Origin of the sequence: Pandoraea sp. CB10b_02 (assembly GCF_002216225.1) — a bacterium.
GTDB classification, from domain to species: domain Bacteria; phylum Pseudomonadota; class Gammaproteobacteria; order Burkholderiales; family Burkholderiaceae; genus Pandoraea; species Pandoraea nosoerga.
In genome coordinates this window covers 16,020-36,087 of record NZ_NJGW02000029.1, presented here as the reverse complement: position 1 = coordinate 36,087, position 20,068 = coordinate 16,020, and the positions used below count along the sequence as shown (strand labels likewise).

At 63.2% G+C, this 20,068-nt stretch carries 18 protein-coding genes; all 18 read left to right on the top strand.

Annotation, left to right across the window (positions count from 1 at the left end; genetic code table 11):
• Positions 1-79 precede the first annotated feature (79 nt).
• The 18 genes from CDN36_RS20780 (at position 80) to atpG (ending at position 20,062) form a co-directional block, all read left to right on the top strand.
• Positions 80-1,225 carry an ABC transporter substrate-binding protein gene (locus tag CDN36_RS20780; RefSeq protein ID WP_150555493.1) on the top strand — a complete coding sequence of 382 codons (1,146 nt, stop codon included), beginning with the start codon at positions 80-82 and terminating at the stop codon, positions 1,223-1,225.
• 249 nt (positions 1,226-1,474) lie between these two features.
• Positions 1,475-1,975, top strand: coding sequence for a homoprotocatechuate degradation operon regulator HpaR (hpaR, locus tag CDN36_RS20775; protein WP_287497762.1), 501 nt, complete (start codon positions 1,475-1,477; stop codon positions 1,973-1,975).
• Positions 1,976-2,274: 299 nt separating this feature from the next.
• A complete protein-coding gene (locus CDN36_RS20770; RefSeq protein ID WP_150555495.1) occupies positions 2,275-3,330 on the top strand; it encodes a branched-chain amino acid ABC transporter permease in 1,056 nt (351 codons plus the stop codon).
• 18 nt (positions 3,331-3,348) lie between these two features.
• Positions 3,349-5,145 carry a branched-chain amino acid ABC transporter ATP-binding protein/permease gene (locus CDN36_RS20765; RefSeq protein ID WP_150555496.1) on the top strand — a complete coding sequence of 599 codons (1,797 nt, stop codon included), beginning with the start codon at positions 3,349-3,351 and terminating at the stop codon, positions 5,143-5,145.
• On the top strand, positions 5,145-5,891 hold the full coding sequence (locus CDN36_RS20760) for an ABC transporter ATP-binding protein (RefSeq protein WP_150555497.1): 747 nt from the start codon (positions 5,145-5,147) through the stop codon (positions 5,889-5,891). The genes CDN36_RS20765 and CDN36_RS20760 overlap by 1 nt, the downstream gene beginning before the upstream one ends.
• A gap of 1,913 nt (positions 5,892-7,804) precedes the next feature.
• Positions 7,805-9,766, top strand: coding sequence for a tRNA uridine-5-carboxymethylaminomethyl(34) synthesis enzyme MnmG (gene mnmG, locus CDN36_RS20755; RefSeq protein WP_287497764.1), 1,962 nt, complete (start codon positions 7,805-7,807; stop codon positions 9,764-9,766).
• A gap of 12 nt (positions 9,767-9,778) precedes the next feature.
• Entirely contained in the window at positions 9,779-10,459 is a 681-nt protein-coding gene (rsmG, locus tag CDN36_RS20750; protein WP_287497761.1) for a 16S rRNA (guanine(527)-N(7))-methyltransferase RsmG, read from the top strand.
• Entirely contained in the window at positions 10,456-11,040 is a 585-nt protein-coding gene (locus CDN36_RS20745) for a lipocalin family protein (protein ID WP_150555500.1), read from the top strand. The genes rsmG and CDN36_RS20745 overlap by 4 nt, the downstream gene beginning before the upstream one ends.
• 246 nt (positions 11,041-11,286) lie before the next feature.
• Positions 11,287-12,057, top strand: coding sequence for a ParA family protein (locus CDN36_RS20740; RefSeq protein WP_150555501.1), 771 nt, complete (start codon positions 11,287-11,289; stop codon positions 12,055-12,057).
• Positions 12,058-12,084: 27 nt separating this feature from the next.
• Positions 12,085-12,984, top strand: coding sequence for a ParB/RepB/Spo0J family partition protein (locus CDN36_RS20735; RefSeq protein ID WP_287497760.1), 900 nt, complete (start codon positions 12,085-12,087; stop codon positions 12,982-12,984).
• A 24-nt stretch (positions 12,985-13,008) separates the two neighbouring features.
• Positions 13,009-14,346 carry an SLC13 family permease gene (locus CDN36_RS20730; RefSeq protein WP_287497759.1) on the top strand — a complete coding sequence of 446 codons (1,338 nt, stop codon included), beginning with the start codon at positions 13,009-13,011 and terminating at the stop codon, positions 14,344-14,346.
• A gap of 244 nt (positions 14,347-14,590) precedes the next feature.
• Entirely contained in the window at positions 14,591-15,094 is a 504-nt protein-coding gene (locus CDN36_RS20725) for an ATP synthase subunit I (RefSeq protein WP_150555503.1), read from the top strand.
• Positions 15,095-15,162: 68 nt separating this feature from the next.
• The gene (gene atpB / locus CDN36_RS20720; protein WP_150555504.1) at positions 15,163-16,014 is read left to right on the top strand and encodes a F0F1 ATP synthase subunit A; all 852 of its coding nucleotides are present in this window, start codon (positions 15,163-15,165) and stop codon (positions 16,012-16,014) included.
• An 83-nt stretch (positions 16,015-16,097) separates the two neighbouring features.
• Entirely contained in the window at positions 16,098-16,364 is a 267-nt protein-coding gene (gene atpE / locus CDN36_RS20715) for a F0F1 ATP synthase subunit C (RefSeq protein WP_010807762.1), read from the top strand.
• 125 nt (positions 16,365-16,489) lie between these two features.
• A complete protein-coding gene (locus tag CDN36_RS20710; protein WP_206110968.1) occupies positions 16,490-16,960 on the top strand; it encodes a F0F1 ATP synthase subunit B in 471 nt (156 codons plus the stop codon).
• A gap of 2 nt (positions 16,961-16,962) precedes the next feature.
• Positions 16,963-17,493, top strand: a complete 531-nt coding sequence (locus CDN36_RS20705; RefSeq protein ID WP_150555506.1) for a F0F1 ATP synthase subunit delta — start codon at positions 16,963-16,965, stop codon at positions 17,491-17,493.
• A gap of 51 nt (positions 17,494-17,544) precedes the next feature.
• Positions 17,545-19,086, top strand: coding sequence for a F0F1 ATP synthase subunit alpha (gene atpA / locus CDN36_RS20700; protein WP_150555507.1), 1,542 nt, complete (start codon positions 17,545-17,547; stop codon positions 19,084-19,086).
• 88 nt (positions 19,087-19,174) lie between these two features.
• Positions 19,175-20,062 carry a F0F1 ATP synthase subunit gamma gene (atpG, locus tag CDN36_RS20695; RefSeq protein ID WP_150555508.1) on the top strand — a complete coding sequence of 296 codons (888 nt, stop codon included), beginning with the start codon at positions 19,175-19,177 and terminating at the stop codon, positions 20,060-20,062.
• Positions 20,063-20,068 lie beyond the last annotated feature (6 nt).

Below are 20,068 nucleotides of genomic sequence, written 5' to 3'. Positions count from 1 at the left end.
TAAGATGGGCGACAATTTACCGACTGCGCGGTCGGTTAATGTCAAAAAAACGAATTCGCATTTTTGTGAGGAGACCCAAATGAAACTGAAGTTGCTGTGCATGGCATCGGCGATGATGCTGGCCGCGGGCGTTGCGAACGCTCAGGTGAAGATTGGCGTGTCGCTGTCGGCGACCGGTCCCGCCGCTTCGCTGGGCATTCCCGAGAAGAACACCATTGCGCTGATGCCGAAGACGATCGCGGGGCAGTCGGTGCAATACATCGTGCTCGACGACGCCACGGATACCACCACGGCCGTCAAGAACATGCGCAAGCTCATCAGCGAAGACCACGTCGACGCCGTGCTCGGCTCGACCGTGACGCCGAACTCGCTGGCCATGGTCGACGTGGCCGCGGAGACGCAAACGCCGGTGATCTCGATGGCCGCCGGCGCGGCCATCGTCGAGCCGGTCGACGCCAAGCGCACCTGGGCCTTCAAGACGCCGCAGAACGACATTCTGATGGCGACCGCCATTGCCAAGCACATGGCCGACAACGGCGTGAAGACGGCGGCCTTCATCGGCTTTGCCGACGCCTACGGCGAAGGCTGGTTCAAGGAGTTCCAGAAGGCTGCCGACCTGAACAAGATCAAGATCGTGTCGAACGAGCGCTTTAACCGCGCCGATACGTCGGTGACGGGCCAGGTGCTCAAGATCATGGGCGCGAACCCCGACGCCGTGCTGATCGCCGGCTCGGGCACGCCGGCGGCGCTGCCGCAGCGCACGCTCAAGGAGCGCGGCTACAAGGGCAAGCTGTACCAGACCCACGGCGTGGCCAATAACGACTTCCTGCGCGTGTGCGGCAAGGACTGCGAAGGCACGTACCTGCCGGCCGGCCCGCTGCTCGTGGTCGAGCAGTTGCCGAACGACAACCCGGTGAAGAAGTCGGCCGCGGCGTACAAGGCCGCCTACGAGAAGGCCTACGGCGCCGGCTCGATCTCGACCTTCGGCGGTCACGCCTGGGACGGCGGCCTGCTGCTGCAGGCGACGATTCCGGTCGCGCTCAAGAAGGCCAAGCCGGGCACGCCGGAATTCCGCGCCGCGCTGCGCGACGCGCTGGAGAACGTGAAGGATATGCCGGGCACCGCCGGCATCTTCAACATGAGCAAGAACGACCACAACGGTCTGGACCAGCGCTCGCGCGTGATGGTGCAAATCGTCGACGGCAAGTGGAAATTGGCGAACTGATGCGCGTCGGGGCTGCCTATAGCACGCAGGCATGCCCCGTTGTCGTATCTGCAGCACTCGCGCCCGGTCGCAGTTGACCGGGCGGCAGGAACGGGCGTTCGCGCCCGTTTTTTTTGAGCGTGGTAGTTTCGCGCTCGCAAGGAGACGGCAGGACATGCGACTGAGAGCGGCACAGGAGAGGCCGCGTTGTCCCAACCTGATCGCCGCAGCCGGGGGGCTGTCCCAGGCGATCCTTTCGAGCGTAAATCCATGACGGGTGAATTCGAACACCGCAATCTATCCCTGGTATTGCTACAGACGCGTGAGGCGGTGATGGGGCTGTTCCGGCCCCTGCTCAATTGTTACGACATCACGGAACAACAATGGCGTGTCATACGCGCCGTCAACGATAGCGAATCGGGGGAGATGGAAATCGGCCAGGTGGCGCGCGAGTGCTGCATTCTCAGCCCGAGTCTGTCGGGAATGCTCGAGCGCATGGAAGCCGCCGGCCTGATCCTGCGTCGGCGCGTGGCCGCCGATCAGCGTCGCGTGATGGTCTCGCTCACGCCCTCGAGCCGGGCGCTGTGCAAGAAGCTCGGCCCGCTCGTCGAGGCGCGCTATCGCTTCCTGGAAGACAAGGTCGGGCGCGACACGCTCGCCGAGATCTACCGTTTGCTCGACGTCGTGCACGACGCGCTGCCGCAGGAGGTGCTTGCCGAGGCGCCGCCCCTGCCGGCCAGGCCGCGCCGTCGCCGCAAGGCGGCTGCCTGAGTGGGACGGAGCAAAGGGGGCGTGAGGAAGGTGGGAGACGGAGAGAGTGACGGCAAGGGTGACGGAGAGGGTGACGGCAAGGGGCCAAGGAGGGCAAGGGATGGCCGCGTCTCAGTAGTCACCCGAGTTTTACCAATGCATAACGATTTATACAATTCATAATTCGCTGCGCTGCGTCACGGGGAACGTGCGGGGTGTATCGATGTGAAGGGGAACGGGGCGGCGGCGCGCCGCGCCGTGCATCACACCGGCTGTCTCGCCAGCCGGTTCAAGAAGTACTCAAACGAAGTGAGAGGAGCATGGATCTTTCGATTGCAGCCATCCTGGCGCAGGACGGCATCACTACGGGCGCGATTTATGCCTTGCTGGCATTGGCGCTCGTGCTGGTGTTTTCCGTCACCCGCGTCATCTTCATTCCGCAGGGCGAGTTCGTGTCGTATGGCGCGCTCACGCTGGCGGCACTGCAAACCCAGAAGTTTCCGCTCACGAGCTGGTTGCTCGTGGCAATGGGCGTGTGCACGTTCATCGTGGAGACGGCGAGCGTGCTGCGGCACAGCGAGCGTCGCAAGTTGGCCGGGCGGCTGGTGCCGGTGCTCGCGGGCAAATATCTGGTGTTTCCGATCGCCGTGTTCTTCGTCGTCAAGGCGCTGGCGCCGATGACGCTGCCGATGCTCGTGCAGATCGCCGTCACGCTGCTGCTCGTGGTGCCGATGGGGCCGATGCTCTATCGCCTCGCGTACCAGCCGCTCGCCGAAGCGAGCACGCTGTTGCTGCTCATCGTCTCGGTCGGCGTGCATTTCGCGCTCACGGGCCTGGGGCTGGTGATGTTCGGCGCCGAGGGCTCGCGCACGCAGGCATTCTCCGACGCGAGCTTCAATCTCGGTTCGGTGATGATTTCGGGGCAGAGCCTGTGGGTGGTGGGCGTCTCGGTGGTGATGATCCTTGCGCTGTACTTCTACTTCGACCGCTCGCTCTCCGGCAAGGCGCTGCGCGCGACGGCCGTGAACCGGCTTGGCGCGCGCCTGGTGGGTATCGGCACGGTGCAGGCCGGCCGTCTGGCGTTCACGCTGGCCGCGGTGCTGGGCGTGCTGTGCGGCATTCTGATCGCGCCGATCACGACCATCTACTACGAGTCGGGCTTCCTGATCGGCCTGAAGGGCTTCGTGGGCGCGATCATCGGCGGCCTGGTGAGTTATCCGGTCGCGGCGCTGGGCGCCATTCTGGTGGGCCTGCTCGAGTCGTACTCGTCGTTCTGGGCGAGTGCGTACAAGGAGGTCATCGTCTTCACGCTGATCCTTCCGGTGCTGCTGTGGCTGTCGCTCACGAGCAAGCATGTGGAAGAAGACGAGGAATAAGCCGGGGCGGACCACAGAATGAAAAACAAATACTTCCTGATCTTTTTGGTGCTGCTGGCCGTGTTGCCGGTCCTGCCGGCGCCGGTGCGTTTGCCTGAATACTGGGTGACGCTGCTCAACTACATCGGCCTGTACAGCATTGTCGCGATCGGCCTGGTGCTGCTCACCGGCGTGGCCGGCATGACGTCGTTCGGCCAGGCCGCCTTCGTCGGTCTTGGCGCATATGCAACGGCGTATCTCACGACCGCGTATGGCGCGTCGCCGTGGGTCGGCCTGATCGTCGGTATCGCCATTACGGCCGCGGCGGCGCTGATTATCGGCGCGATCACCATGCGCCTGTCCGGGCACTTCCTGCCGCTGGGCACGATTGCCTGGGGCCTGTCGCTGTATTACCTGTTCGGCAACCTCGAATTCCTGGGCAAGTACGACGGCCTGAACGACATTCCGACCATCAACCTGTTCGGTCTGGAGCTCGCGAGCGGGCGTCAGATGTTCTATCTGATCTGGGTCGTGGTGGTGCTGGCGGTGGTGTCGGTCAAGAACCTGCTCGATTCGCGTCCGGGGCGTGCGATCCGCGCGCTCAAGGGCGGCGGTGTGATGGCCGAGGCGATGGGCGTGAATACCGCCTGGATGAAGGTCGTGGTGTTCGTCTACGCGGCGGTTCTCGCGGCGATTTCGGGCTGGCTGTACGCGCACTTGCAGCGTGCGGTGAACCCTACGCCATTCAACCTGAACCACGGCATCGAGTACCTGTTCATGGCGGTGGTCGGCGGTGTCTCGCACGTATGGGGCGCGGTGCTGGGCGCGGCGATCCTCACGGTGCTCAAGGACTATCTGCAGAACATCCTGCCGGTGCTCCTGGGAGCGAACGGCAACTTCGAGACGATCGTTTTCGGCATCTTGCTGGTGTTGCTGCTGCAGTATGCGCGTGATGGCGTGTGGCCGTTCTTCGGCAAGATCTTCCCGGCGCGGCGCGTGGCGAAGGCGCCTGCGCAGGCCGAGGCGCTGGGCCATCGTGCCAAGCCGGCGGTGGGCGAAGTGGTGCTCAAGCTGGAGAAGGCGCGCAAGGAGTTTGGCGGTCTGGTGGCGGTAAACGACGTGTCGTTCGAAGTGAAGGCGGGCGAGATCGTCGGCCTGATCGGCCCTAACGGCGCCGGCAAGTCGACCACGTTCAACCTCGTGACGGGCGTGCTGCAGGCTACGCGCGGCGAGATTTCGTTCCTCGGCGAGCGCATCGAGCGTCTGCCGTCGCGCGAGATCGTCAAGCGTGGGATCGGCCGCACCTTCCAGCATGTACGTTTGATGCCGCACATGAGCGTGCTCGAGAACGTGGCGATCGGTGCGTATCTGCGCGACAAGAACGGTCTGCGTCGCCGTCCGCAGGGGGGCGTGTGGTCGAGCGTGCTGCGTCTGGATCGTCATGAAGAAGCGATGCTGCTGCACGAGGCAGCGCGGCAGATCGAGCGTGTGGGATTGGGCGCGCACATGTACGACGAGGCGGGCAGCCTGGCGCTGGGCCAGCAGCGTATTCTGGAAATTGCACGCGCATTGGCGTGCGATCCCACGCTGTTGCTGCTCGATGAGCCGGCCGCGGGTCTGCGTTACAAGGAAAAGCAGGCGCTGGGCGACCTGCTCAAGAAGCTGAAGGACGAGGGCATGAGCGTGTTGCTGGTCGAGCACGACATGGACTTCGTGATGAATCTGACCGATCACCTGGTGGTGATGGAGTTCGGCACCAAGATTGCTGAGGGGATGCCGGAAGACGTGCAGAAGAACCCGGCGGTGCTCGAGGCCTACCTTGGAGGAGTGGAGTGATGGCGGACGCAATTCTGGAGGTCAAGGACCTCGCCGTCGCATACGGCAAAGTCGAAGCGCTGCACGGTGCGCATCTGCGTGTGGAAGCGGGCCAGATCGTCACGGTGATCGGGCCGAATGGCGCGGGCAAGTCGAGCATGCTCAACGCGATCATGGGCGCGCTGCCGCACAACGGCTCGAGCAAGGGAAGCGTGTCGTATCTCGGTCACGAGATGTCGGCGCTGACGATCGAAGCGCGCGTGGCGCGGGGCATGTGCCTGGTGCCGGAAAAGCGGGAGCTGTTCTCGACGATGTCGGTGGAGGACAACCTGTTGCTGGGCGCTTACCGCCGCAAGCGGGCAGGGGAGAAGAACTTCCTCGACCAGATGGACGTGGTCTACGAGCTGTTTCCGCGACTCAAGGAGCGTCGGACGCAGCAGGCGGGCACGCTCTCGGGGGGCGAGCGTCAGATGCTGGCGGTAGGCCGGGCGCTCATGGCCAAACCGCAGTTGCTGATGCTCGATGAGCCGAGCCTGGGGCTCGCGCCGCTGATCGTCAAGGAAATCTTCCATATCATCAACGACTTGCGTAAGACGGGCGTGGCGACGCTGTTGATCGAGCAGAACGCCCGTGCGGCGTTGCAGGTGGCCGACTACGGTTACGTGATCGAGACGGGTGAGCTTGCCCTGGAGGGCCCGGCGCAGGAGTTGGCGAGCAATCCGAAGGTCATCGAGACGTATCTCGGCCTGGCCAAGAAGGCGGCCTGAGCGGCTGGGAGGCGGGCGGCCGGTTCGGCGCACTCGCGCCGGTCCTTCCCGTTCGGGAAGAGCCGCCCGTCACAGCGCCCCGCTCGGCCGTCCATAAGCGGCCCATAAGTGTCCCTCATAAGTGCCCCCTCATAAGCGCCCCATAAGTGCGTACCCCATAAGCGCTCTGTACCATCTACGCCCTCGAGCCCGTCCCTGACAGCCCGCCCGTCATGGCGGGCATTTTTTCGTCCGCGTGGTGCGAGGAGGGCGAACGAGCGTTCGCAAATTTTGTTCCGTCCCCGTTTTTTCATCGCGCAGTGAGGCTGGACGACAGACATTCGGAGACCACTTATTCACAGTTGCTTGTGGATAGATGTGGCTCACGGAAATCTATGGCGCACCGCCGCAATAAGGCGTTACGACGATTTTTCGAGAATCTCGAGGAAAATGGGATTCGGGTTATCCACAGAAAAGCAAATTATTCAGTGGGACTTGTCTATCCCGGGGGAGGGTGTGGATAACAAGAGGAAATTCTCGATTTTCCTCGATGCAGTTTCTTGGTTGCGGGAAGGCTTCGGCGTTTGGAGATCGGTTTTCGGTCTGCGGGTTGGAGTTTCTGGGCGGTCGTTGGCTTTTTGAGGTCGTTCTCTTCAAAAGCCGCGAGGTCGGGGCTTATGCACGAACTGTCCCGGACGATCGGGAGATGCTTGCCACCTCGGCGGCTTTACGTGCGATGGTTTCTGTCAGGCGTCCGGGCACGGAGCCCAGCGGTACCCCGACTGCGTTCGAGCCGAAAGTCACTCCGTCAGGGCACCGCCCGGTTCCGCCATCAAGCTTCCCAGTGCTCGGGTCGAAGCGTTGGGTGGTTTCACGTGGAACGTCGGGAGATGCTTGCCACCTCGGCGGCTTTACGTGCGATGGTTTCTGTCAGGCGTCCGGGCACGGAGCCCAGCGGTACCCTGACTGCGTTCCACCTGGAAGTCTCTCCGTCAGGGCACCGCAGGGCTCCGTCGTCGAGCTTCCGAGTGCTCGGATCGCATCGTTGGAATGGGTTTCATGCGAAGAGGGAGGGGCGCCCCGTCCCAATGAGGGATGAACCGATAGGTAGCCACGGGGCAGTGGTCCGCGCGATGGGGAACCGCATGCATGTTTTATGTCCTGGAGCGAGTGCGGTGTTGCGATGAACGTTCGGACCCGACCGGAGGTTTGGGCGGTCCTGGGGTGCGTCTTGATCGTGCTTCCGAGCGTGGCGCAGTCGGATTTCCGGAAATGGGGGTTTTCCACCGCGCCGGGGTAAGAGGGGGCGACTTGCAGTTATTCTGAGCTGGCACGGTGTCGACGGGATCCGGTGAGCATGGGCGCTGCGCGGTCCTCGGGTGTTTCACGTGAAACACACGCCGCACCATTCGCCGCTTCGGGGTATTCGATTGGAGAAGGTCGGCCGTGCCCCACTGTGGCGGCTTTCAGATGGAGCGCAGACGAGCACAGACGGAGCGGGGCGGGTTCGGGCTTCGCTGTCCGAAAGCGGGAGAAGCAGGATGGCGTCGGTTGGTCGCGGCCGTCTGCCGCCTCTAGCTTTCACTGCCCGAGCAAAAAAACATCCGATTGTTTCACGCGAAACCACGGCACGACCTTTGAGGTCCTGTGTCTTCGATGATCTCGGGGTGCTGCGTGGAGTCGACCGCGGCGCATGGCGGCGGCGGGGGCATTGGCTCGACGAAGGCTGGCCAGGCCAGGCCGTAGCGACTTTGGGCGGGATTGGGCCTGGCCGGTCTTCATGCCGTGCGGGAGGCGGCGGGTCGGACTCAGGCGTGCGACAACTTCTCCGTTTCACGCGAAACATCCAGACGGTTACAAATGATGCATCGCAATACCGCTATAATTCCGCAATTACCGAATCCAGAGAGTTTGCCGCACGCGGCAAAATTGCGATGCTTTATCCGACCGAGTTCGACGTGATCGTGGTGGGTGGCGGCCATGCCGGCACCGAGGCTGCGCTCGCCTCGGCCCGCATGGGCTGTAAAACCCTTCTGCTTACCCACAATATCGAGACGCTCGGCCAGATGAGCTGCAATCCCTCCATCGGCGGGATCGGCAAAGGTCATCTCGTGAAAGAGGTCGATGCGCTGGGCGGGGCAATGGCCGCGGCTACCGACGAGGGCGGCATCCAATTCCGTATCCTGAATTCGTCCAAAGGCCCGGCCGTTCGCGCCACTCGCGCGCAGGCGGACCGCATTCTCTATAAGCAAGCTATCCGCCACCGGCTCGAAAACCAGCCGAATCTTTGGCTTTTCCAGCAAGCCGTGGAAGACCTGATCGTCGAGGGCGAGCGCGTCGTTGGCGCCGTGACTCAAGTCGGCCTGCGCTTCCGTGCGCGTGCCGTTGTGCTGACGGCCGGGACATTCCTCGACGGTAAGATCCACGTTGGCCTGAACAACTACGTCGGCGGCCGGGCCGGCGATCCCGCCGCCGTCAGTCTTTCCGCACGCCTCAAAGAGTTGAAATTGCCGCAAGGGCGGTTGAAGACGGGGACGCCGCCGCGCATCGACGGCCGCTCCATCGACTTCTCGGTCCTGGAAGCGCAGCCCGGCGATCTGGACCCGGTGCCCGTTTTCTCGTTCCTCGGCCGTCCCGAGCAGCATCCCCGCCAAGTGCCGTGCTGGGTAACGCACACCAACGAGCGTACCCACGACATCATCCGTGCCGGCCTGGATCGCTCGCCCATGTATACGGGCGTGATCGAAGGCGTCGGGCCGCGCTATTGCCCGTCGATCGAGGACAAGATTCATCGCTTTGCCGACAAGACGTCGCACCAGATCTATCTCGAACCGGAAGGTCTCACGACCAACGAGTTCTACCCGAATGGCATCTCCACCAGTCTGCCTTTCGACGTCCAGCTCGAACTGGTGCGCTCGATGAAGGGCATGGAGAACGCCTATATCCTGCGTCCCGGCTATGCCATCGAGTACGACTACTTCGATCCGCGTGGCTTGCGCAGTTCGCTCGAAACCCGCGCCATTTCAGGGTTGTTCTTCGCCGGGCAGATCAACGGCACGACCGGCTACGAAGAAGCGGCAGCCCAGGGGCTGCTCGCCGGCGTCAATGCCGCGCTGCAAGTGCAAGGCCGCGAAGCCTGGTGTCCGAGGCGCGACCAGGCCTACCTCGGCGTACTCGTCGACGACCTGATCACCCGCGGCGTATCCGAGCCGTATCGCATGTTCACCAGCCGGGCCGAATATCGCCTGTCGCTGCGCGAGGACAACGCCGATATGCGTCTGACGGAAATGGGCCGCGAACTTGGCGTAGTGGACGATGTTCGTTGGGAAGCGTTCTGCCGCAAGCGCGACGCTGTTTCACGTGAAACAGAACGCCTCAAATCGACGTGGGTGAATCCGAAAACTTTCCCGGCCGAGGATGCTGTGCCGTTGCTCGGCAAGGCGATCGACCACGAATACTCGCTGGCCGACCTGTTGCGCCGCCCCGAAGTGAGCTACGACGCGCTCATGGCAGTGCAGGGCGGCCGGCTGGCGCCCGAGGGTGTATTGTCGGACGACCCGCTGCAAGCCCACCAGATCCGCGAGCAGATCGAGATCGCGGTGAAGTATCAGGGGTACATCGATCGCCAGGCTGACGAGATCAGTCGCAAGGAAGCCAACGAGAATACCGTGCTGCCGCCCAACATCGATTACAACGATGTCAGGGGGCTTTCGATCGAAGTGCGCCAGAAGCTCAATGCGCAGCGTCCCGAGACGCTCGGCCAGGCCTCGCGCATCTCCGGCGTCACGCCCGCGGCGATCTCGCTGCTGATGATCCATCTCAAGAAGGGTCTCGGACGGCGTCGCGCGTCAGAGGACACGACTGCCGCCGATTCCGGCGACCAGCACGCTGCCTGACGCGGAGCGCTCATGACTGCTTCGCGAAGCAATGCCGCAAACGGCGGCAACGAACTGGGCGCGCTGCTGGCCGACGGTATCCGGCAGCTCGGCCTTTCCATCAGCGACGAACAGCAAGCGCGTCTGCTCGACTATCAGGCGCTGCTCGCCAAGTGGAACGCCTCACTGCAAATGACCTCGATCCGCGACCCGCGGCAAATGGTCATCAAACACCTGCTCGATTCCCTCTCGATCCTGCCGCGTCTGGATAGAGAGCCGATTGCGCGCGTTCTCGACGTGGGCTCGGGCGGCGGCCTGCCCGGTGTGGTGCTCGCCATCGTGCGGCCTGACTGGCAGGTGACCGTCAACGACATCGTTCAGAAGAAGACTGCCTTCCTGACGCAGGCGCGCGCCACGTTCAGACTGACCAATCTCACCGTGGTGACCGGCCGCGTCGAGTCGCTGGTGGTCGGCAAGGAAGTGCCGGCCGCGTTCGACGCGATCGTCTCGCGCGCCTTCGCCGAATTGCACGACTTCGTCACGCTGGGCGGCAAGCTGCTTGCCCCGGACGGCAGCTTCTGGGCGATGAAGGGAGTGGCCGCCGAGAGCGAACTCGCGCTCCCCGCCGGTTATGAGCTCGTCGAGCGTCTCGCGCTGGACGTTCCGTTTCTCGACGCCGAGCGTCATTTGCTCCGCGTGAAGGTGAAGGCATGAACAAGATGACCCGCTGGGCAGGCGCCGTCATGGTCGGGTTTTCGGTGGCGGCGGCGGTGGCCTGGGCGCAGTCGGGGCAGGAATCGCTCACCACGCGCGTGCGTCCGGTTCAGAGAATCGACAAGGAGCGCTACGTCGGCACCTGGTACGAAATAGCACGCTATCCGAATTTCTTCGAGCGAAAATGTGTGTCGGACGTGACGGCAGAGTACGTGGCGTTGCCGGACGGCAAGATCGCCGTTACCAACCGGTGTCGCAAGGACGACGGCACCTGGGTGAGCGACGGCGGCCTGGCGCGCACCGACGGGCAGGGGACCGGCACGGCGCGCTTCAAGGTGACGTTCGCGCCGGACTGGCTGCGCTGGATTCCCTGGCTTTGGGCAAACTACTGGGTTATCGTGCTCGACGGTGACTACCAGTACGCCGCCGTCGGCGAGCCGAGCCGCGAGTACCTCTGGATTCTCTCGCGCACGCCGACGATGGACGAGAACGCGCTGAATCAAATGCGGGCGCAACTGCGCAAGCAAGGCTACGACACCGACAAGCTGGTGTTGACGCCCCAAAAGGCTAGCGCCCCCTGATGGCAGGGAGGCGGGCGCCCGGGTCACCGTTTCATCGTTTTACCGTCTCAGCCGCCCGTCGGCGCAATAACTGAGCATTACTCAGATAATCGGGTTTGCGGTCGAACTTTCGGGATGCAGTGTGCGGCCATGCGGGCCGGCGGGCGGTCGGCGGCATCGCCTTCGCAATTGCGCTTCATCCCGGCATCATGTGCACCATCGGCATCAATCGCTTCAATACGGCAGCATTCGGAGGACTACATCGGCATGGCGAAAATTTTCTGCGTGGCCAATCAGAAGGGCGGCGTCGGCAAGACGACCACCACGGTGAACCTCGCTGCCGGACTGGCGTCGCACGGGCAGCGTGTCTTGCTGGTCGACCTGGACCCGCAGGGCAACGCCACGATGGGCAGCGGCATCGACAAGGCCGCGCTCGAGTCGAGCGTGTACGAAGTGCTGGTCGATGGCGCCGATGTCGCGGCGAGCGCTCAGCGCTCGGAGACGGGCGGCTATGACGTGTTGCCCGCGAACCGCGAGCTGGCCGGCGCCGACGTGGAGCTCGTCTCGCTGGAGAACCGCGACACGCGTCTCAAGCAGGCGCTCGCCAAGGTTGAAGACGCATACGACTTCGTGCTGATCGACTGCCCGCCCACGCTTTCGCTGCTCACGCTCAATGGCCTGTGCGCCGCGCATGGCGTGATCATTCCGATGCAGTGCGAGTATTTCGCGCTCGAAGGGCTGTCGGATCTCGTCAACACGATCAAGCAGGTGCACGCGAACCTCAATCGCGACCTGAAGGTCATCGGGTTGCTGCGCGTGATGTTCGATCCGCGCATCACGCTGCAGCAGCAAGTCTCCGAGCAGCTCAAGGAGCATTTCGGGGACAAGGTTTTCAACGCCATCATTCCGCGCAATGTGCGGCTCGCCGAAGCGCCGAGCTACGGTATGCCGGGTGTCGTTTTCGATCCCGCTTCGCGCGGCGCGAAAGCGTATCTGCAATTCGGCGCGGAGATGATCGCGCGCATTCAAACTATGTAAGGCGCATTCGCGCAGGAACGCATTGTCATGGCGACCAAGACCAACGCACTGAAAAAGAAAGGCCTGGGCCGCGGCCTCGAAGCGCTGCTCGGCGCGCACGCCGATAACCACAACGGCGCGACGCAGGCCACTGCCGATGGCGCGCCCGCCATGATGGCGCTCGAGCGCCTGCAGGCCGGCAAGTATCAGCCGCGCACGCGTATGGACGAGGGCGCATTGCAGGAACTCGCCGCGAGCATTCGCGCGCAAGGCCTGATGCAGCCGATTCTCGTGCGCCGCGTCGATGGTGAGAAGTACGAAATTATTGCGGGCGAGCGACGTTTTCGCGCCGCGCGCATTGCGGGACTGGCCGAAGTGCCCGTGCTCGTGCGTGACGTGCCCGACGAGGCCGCCGCCGCAATGGCGCTGATCGAGAACATTCAGCGCGAAGATCTGAATCCGCTCGAAGAGGCGCAAGGCATTCAGCGTCTGCTCGGCGAATTCAACTACACGCACGAACAAGCCGCGCAGTCGCTGGGCCGCTCGCGCAGCGCCGTGTCGAACCTGCTGCGTTTGCTCAATCTCGCGCAACCGGTGCAGACGATGCTGCTCGCCGGCGATCTCGACATGGGGCACGCGCGCGCATTGCTCGCCGTCGATGCGGCCACGCAGATCACGCTGGCCAATCAGGTGGTGAACAAGCGTTTGTCGGTGCGCGACACGGAGCGCATCGTCAATGCGTCGCTCAAGCCGCAAGGTGACGGCATTCGCCGCCGGTCGGCGCAAGAGGGCGGCCGCGACGTGACGCGTCTCGAGGAAGAGCTCTCGGATTTGCTCGCGTCCAACGTCAAGATCAAGGTCGGCCGCAAGGGGGCCGGGCAGCTCACGATCGAGTTCGGCAGTCTCGACGCTCTCGACGGTATTCTCGCGCGCATCCGCGCCGAATGATTTCGGCACCCTGAACGATTCGATATGACAGCAGCGCCTACCGGGGAGCCGCCCATCCGGCCGGCTTGCGCGGACGCCGGCGTGCAGCGCGCCGCCGGGAAGATCGATGACATCGATAAGGTCGATGAGGTCGATGAGGTGGATAAGCTCGGTAAGCCCGGTAAGCCAGGCGCATCGGACAATTCGCGTGCGGCGGCTGACCCGTCTACGCCGCAGGCATCCTGCAGGCCACTCACGTCGCGGCTCGGGCGCGCGCTGCGAGCGACGTATGCGCGCGTGCGTGCCGACCGTGTGCTCGTCATCCTGCTCGTCGGCTTCGTGATGCTGCAGATCGCGCGTCCCGCGAGTGCGGGCGAACTGTGGCATCGCATCGACCGGCAGACGATCCTCACGCTCGCCGGCTTGTTGATGCTCACGCGCGCGATCGATCAGAGCGGCTTTCTCGACTGGTTGGCCCAGCGCCTGCTGAGAGCGTTTCGCACGGAGCGCCGCCTCGCATTACTGATGGTGACGTTCGCCGCTGCGCTCTCCACGCTGCTCACCAATGACGTCGCACTCTTCGCCGTGGTGCCGTTGGCGCAGTCGCTTGCGCGTATCGCGCCCGTGCGCATCGAACGTCTCATCATCTTCCTGGCGCTCGCCGTGAACGCGGGCTCCAGCCTCACGCCGCTCGGCAATCCGCAGAATCTCTTCCTGTGGCAGCGCAGCGGTATGGGCTTTGGCGCGTACATCGCGATGATGACGCCGGTCACGCTCGCGCTCATGGCCGTACTGCTCGCGGTGTGTGCCGCCGCGTTCGATTCACGCGCACTGCACTTTCAGCGACGCGGCCCGACGCATGACGTGCACTGGCCGCTGCTGTGGACCGCACTCGTCTCGTTCGTGGCCTTCGTGGCGCTTGCCGATCACGGGCGTGCGGCGTGGGCGTGTGCCGGCGTGGCGGCGCTGCTGCTGGCCGTGCGACGCAGCGCCGTGCTAGGCATCGACTGGCTGCTGCTGGCGATCTTCGTGCTGATGTTCGTCGTGCTGCGCGGCGTGGCCGAATTGCCGGCGGTCCACTCGGCGCTCGGGCACGTCGATTTCTCGGGCGATGGTGCGGCATATGCCGGCGCGGCCCTTCTCTCGCAATTCATCAGCAACGTTCCCGCGGCAATCCTGCTCGCGGAGTACAGCCACAATTGGCCGGCGCTCGCGCATGGGGTCGCCGTGGGTGGCTTCGGTCTGGCCGTCGGTTCGCTCGCGAATCTGATCGCATTGCGCACGGCGAAATCCCGCCGGATCTGGTGGCATTTTCATTGGGTGTCCGTCCCGTTTTATGCGGTGGCATTCGGGCTAGGCTACCTCGCACTGAAATGGGTGTGATCACGCACCGAACGACGTCTAGCTGCAGGGATTGCGCAGCGTTCGCGGGGAATCCCGCGCTGCACCATGAGGAAAATGGCGGTCCGTGAGAGTTGGCGCCAAATCGACGCATGCACTGCACAATTTCGGCGAATTTGTTGCGCGTTTCGATTGACTGCCGTTCGTAATGTCCCGTAAAATCTCGCGGATTTATCTGCTTGAAGAGCCCATTCGTTTTGCACGAGTCGGGCGGGGAGGGAACGAGATGGCCGACGAACAACGGTCGAACTTGGAACCGAAACCGCAAGCGCCGGCACGTGCAACATCAGAGGCTTGGGACGACGAGCAGGAGCAAGAAACAATCGTTCCGCTCACGCGTGCGCAGGCCGAGCGCCTGTTCGGTCCCGATGTGGGGCGCGCATCCCGTGTGACTCCATTCAGGGTGGTGGGAGCCCAGGTACTACTGTCGCTGGTCGCGACACTGGCCTGGTGGCTTCTCTCGGCATCGCCACGGGACGCGGCGGTGTCCGCTTGGCTGGGCGGAATGATCGGTTGGTTGCCGGGCGCGCTGTTTGCGCTGCGGTTGAGAATGTCAGGTGATCGCCTCTCCGTCGGTTCGCTGGTGATGGGGGAAGCGGTCAAGGTAGCAACGACGATTGCGTTGTTGGTGGCCGTAGCGTTCGGTTACCCCGGGGTTCACTGGGTAGCGTTGCTGGTCACCTTCGTGCTCGCGCTCAAGGCCTATTGGCTCGCGATGGCACTGAAGTAGCGGTGAAAACCGCTCACGCGTCGACACGCTGCCGTGTGCGGATTTTCATAATTGGGTGTTTGATCGCTATGTCAGTAGAAGCCGGAAGCCACGCTCCGAACCCGTCGGAGTACATTTCGCACCACCTGCAAAACCTCGCGAGCTCGACGCAGACCAAGATCGTCGACTTCTCGATCATCAACTGGGACACCATGTTCTGGTCGATCACGATGGGCGTTCTGGGCTGTTTCCTGCTGTGGCTGGCCGCCCGTAAGGCGACTTCCGGCGTGCCGGGCCGTTTCCAGGCCGCCGTCGAAATGCTCGTGGAGATGGTCGAAGACCAGTCGAAGAGCATCGTGCACGGCAACCGTGCCTTCATCGCGCCGCTCGCGCTCACCGTGTTCGTCTGGGTCGCGCTCATGAACTCGCTCGACTTGCTGCCGGTCGACCTGCCGTCGAAAATCATCGGCTGGGTCGGCCTCGAGTCGATCATCACCCATCACCGTATCGTTCCGACGGCCGACCTGAACGGCACGCTCGGTATCTCGGTCGGCGTGCTCCTTCTGATGCTGTTCTACAGCTTCAAGATCAAGGGCGCCGGCGGCTTCATGCATGAGCTCTTCACCGCACCGTTCGGCAACCACTTCCTGCTGTGGATTCCGAACCTGCTGCTCAACATCATCGAATTCTGTGCCAAGACCGTGTCGCTCGGCATGCGACTGTTCGGCAATATGTACGCCGGCGAACTGGTGTTCCTGCTGATCGCCCTGCTGGGCGGGATCTGGAGCTTTGGCGCGGATGCGTCGGTGCTGGGTTTTGTCGGCCACGTCATTGCCGGCACCGCATGGGCGATTTTCCACATCCTGATCGTGTTGCTCCAGGCGTTCATCATGATGATGCTCACGCTGGTGTATATCGGCCAGGCGCACGACCATCACTGATCGGTTGTTGCGGTTGTTACGTGTTTCCCGGTTTTTCGGTTTTCAAATTTAAAGTTTCAAGTCTCTAACCAATAGGAGTAATCATGCAAGCTTTCATCGCTAACATCCAGGGTCTGACCGCTATCGGTATCGGCATCATCATCGGTCTGGGCGCAATCGGCGCCTGTCTGGGTATCGCGCTGATGGGCGGTAAGTACATCGAGGCATGCGCTCGTCAGCCGGAGCTGATGAACCCGCTGCAAACGAAGATGTTCCTGCTGGCTGGCCTGATCGACGCCGCATTCCTGATCGGCGTGGGTGTTGCCATGCTGTTCGCATTCGCGAACCCGCTGCTGTCGAAGCTCGCTTAAGTTTCTTTCGGCCGGTCGCGCACTGATCCGCGCGGCCAACTGGACATGAACGGCGCGCCCAAGCCAGCAGGCATGATGGGGTGCGCTGTTTTGCCAATCGACTCGCATCACCGAAAGGAAACACCGTGAACATTAACGCAACTCTGTTCGCGCAAACCGTCGTGTTTCTGATCCTGGCATGGTTCACGATGAAGTTCGTGTGGCCGCCGCTGATCAAGGCTATCGACGAACGCGCGAAGAAAATCGCCGACGGACTGGCCGCTGCCGACAAGGGCAAGGCCGAACTCGAAGCCGCCAACAAGCGCTCCACGCAAGCTCTCGCGGAAGCTCGCGACGAAGGCGCAAAGCGTATTGCCGACGCGGAGAAGCGCGCACTGGCCGTGGCCGACGAGATCAAGGCCCAGGCGCAGGCCGAAGCCGCTCGCATCATCGCCAACGCCAAGGCGGAAGCCGAGAACCAGGCCGTCAAGGTCCGTGAATCGCTGCGCGAGGAAGTTGCCGGTCTGGCCGTCAAGGGCGCCGAGCAGATCCTGAAGCGCGAAATCGACGCCAAGGCCCACGCCGACCTGCTGAACCAACTCAAGGCAGAGCTCTGATCATGGCCGAACTCGCAACCATCGCTCGTCCGTACGCTGAGGCGTTGTTCCGCGTGGCCAAGGCCGGCGACCTGAATCGCTGGTCCGAGCTGGTGCGCGAACTGGCGCAGGTGGCAGCGCTGCCCGAAGTGGCCAATCTGGCCGACGATCCGAAAGTGACGCCGACGCAAGTCGTCGACGTGCTGACCGCCGCCGTGAAATCGACCGACGCCGAAGTGCGCAACTTCGTCGCCGCCGTGGTCGAGAACGGTCGTCTGGCAGCCATGCCGGAAATCGCCGGGCAGTTCGAAGCGTTGAAGAACGCCGCCGCCGGTTCGGCAGACGCCTTGATCGAAAGCGCCTTCCCGCTCGAAGGTGAGCAACTGACCTCGCTGGTCAAGGGCCTCGAGCACAAGTTCGGCCGCAAGCTCAACCCGACGGTGACGGTGGATTCGTCGCTCATCGGCGGCGTGCGTGTGGTGGTTGGCGACGAGGTGCTGGACACTTCGGTGCGCGCCCGCCTGGCGGCCATGCGGACGTCGCTGACGGCCTGAAGGCCGGCGCGAATCGCCTGCGACGGCAAGAATTGAATATCAGGAGCACATATGCAACTCAATCCCTCTGAAATCAGCGAACTGATCAAGAGCCGGATTCAAGGTCTCGAGAGCGGCGCCGAAGTCCGTAACGAAGGCACCGTGATCTCGGTGACTGACGGTATCTGCCGCATCCACGGCCTGTCGGACGTGATGCAAGGTGAAATGCTCGAATTCCCGGGCAACACCTTCGGTCTGGCACTGAACCTCGAGCGCGACTCCGTCGGCGCCGTGATTCTGGGCGAGTACGAGCACATCTCGGAAGGCGACACCGTCAAGTGCACGGGCCGCATTCTGGAAGTGCCGGTCGGCCCGGAACTGAAGGGCCGCGTCGTTGACGCACTGGGCCAGCCGATCGACGGCAAGGGCCCGGTCAACGCCAAGATGACCGACGCCATCGAAAAGATCGCCCCGGGCGTGATCTGGCGTAAGTCGGTGTCGCAGCCGCTGCAAACGGGTACCAAGGCTATCGACGCCATGGTGCCGATCGGCCGCGGCCAGCGTGAGCTGATCATTGGTGACCGCCAGACGGGCAAGACCGCCGTGGCCATCGACACGATCATCTCGCAAAAGGGCAAAGGCGTGACCTGCGTCTACGTCGCCATCGGTCAGAAGGCTTCGTCGATCATGAACGTGGTGCGCAAGCTCGAAGAGCACGGCGCGATGGAGTACACGATTATCGTGACGGCCACGGCTTCGGACTCGGCCGCGATGCAGTTCATCGCACCTTACGCCGGCTGCACCATGGGCGAGTACTTCCGCGACCGCGGCGAAGACGCGCTGATCATCTATGACGACTTGACCAAGCAAGCCTGGGCCTATCGTCAGATCTCGCTGCTGCTGCGCCGTCCGCCGGGCCGTGAAGCGTACCCGGGCGATGTGTTCTACCTGCACTCGCGCCTGCTCGAGCGCGCCGCGCGCGTCTCGGAAGAGTACGTCGAGAAGTTCACCAACGGTGCGATCAAGGGCCAAAGCGGCTCGCTGACCGCCCTGCCGGTGATCGAAACGCAGGCCGGCGACGTGACCGCATTCGTTCCGACGAACGTGATCTCGATTACCGACGGCCAGATCTTCCTGGAAACCGATCTGTTCAACGCGGGCATCCGTCCGGCAATCAACGCCGGTATCTCGGTGTCGCGCGTGGGCGGTGCTGCACAGACCAAGGTCATCAAGAAGCTGTCGGGCGGTATCCGTACCGACCTCGCGCAGTACCGTGAACTGGCCGCATTCGCGCAGTTCGCCTCGGACCTGGACGAAGCCACCCGCAAGCAGCTCGAGCGCGGCCGCCGCGTGACGGAACTGCTCAAGCAGCCGCAATACCAGCCGCTGCAGGTCTGGGAGCTGGCCGTGTCGCTGTTCGCCGCCAACAACGGCTATCTGGACGACCTCGAGGTCTCCCAGGTGCTGCCGTTCGAGAAGGGTCTGCGCGAAGTTCTGAAGACCAGCCACGGCGCGCTCATCGGCCGTATCGAAGAGACGAAGGATCTCTCGAAGGACGACGAAGCCGCCCTGCACGCTGCGATCAAGGACTTCAAGAAGACCGGCGCTTACTAATCCGGTTGAATCGGCAACTATTCAACGGACCCGGGAAGGCGCGACGTTCGGGCAACAGCGAACGTCGCGCCGAGACAAGGAGTAAGCAATGGCTGGAATGAAGGAAATTCGCGGCAAGATCAAGAGCGTGCAAAACACGCGCAAGATCACCAAGGCCATGGAAATGGTGGCCGCGTCGAAAATGCGCAAGGCGCAGGAACGCATGCGTCATGCCCGGCCTTACGCTGACAAGGTGCGCCAGATCGCCGCGCATATGGGCCAGGCGAATCCGGAATACCACCACCCGTTCATGGTGAAGCACGAAGACGCGAAAGCGGCGGGCATCATCGTGGTGACGACGGACAAGGGCCTGTGCGGCGGCTTGAACACCAACGTGCTGCGTGCCGTGGTGAACAAGATGAAGGACATCGAAGCCCAGGGCCTGAAGATCGAGGCCACCGCCATCGGCGGCAAGGGGCTTGGCTTCCTGAACCGTATCGGCGCGAAGGTGGTCTCGCACGTCGTGCAACTGGGCGACACCCCGCATCTGGACAAGCTCATCGGTGCGGTGAAGGTTCAGCTCGACGCATACGCCGAAGGCAAGCTCGACGCCGTGTACCTGGCTTACAACCGCTTCGTCAACACGATGAAGCAGGAAGCCGTGGTCGAGCAGCTGCTGCCGCTGCCCGAGAAGCTCGAAGGCGCCTCGGAAGAAGCGAGCGCGGTGCCGGCACAGCATTCGTGGGACTACATCTACGAACCGGATGCAAAGACGGTGGTGGATGCCCTGCTGGTGCGTTACGTCGAAGCTGTCGTGTATCAGGCAGTCGCAGAGAACATGGCGTCGGAACAGTCCGCCCGCATGGTGGCCATGAAGGCCGCGTCGGACAACGCGAAGACCGTGATCGGTGAATTGCAGATGGTCTACAACAAGGGCCGTCAAGCAGCGATCACGAAGGAACTGTCCGAAATCGTGGGTGGCGCCGCCGCGGTGTAAGCGGTG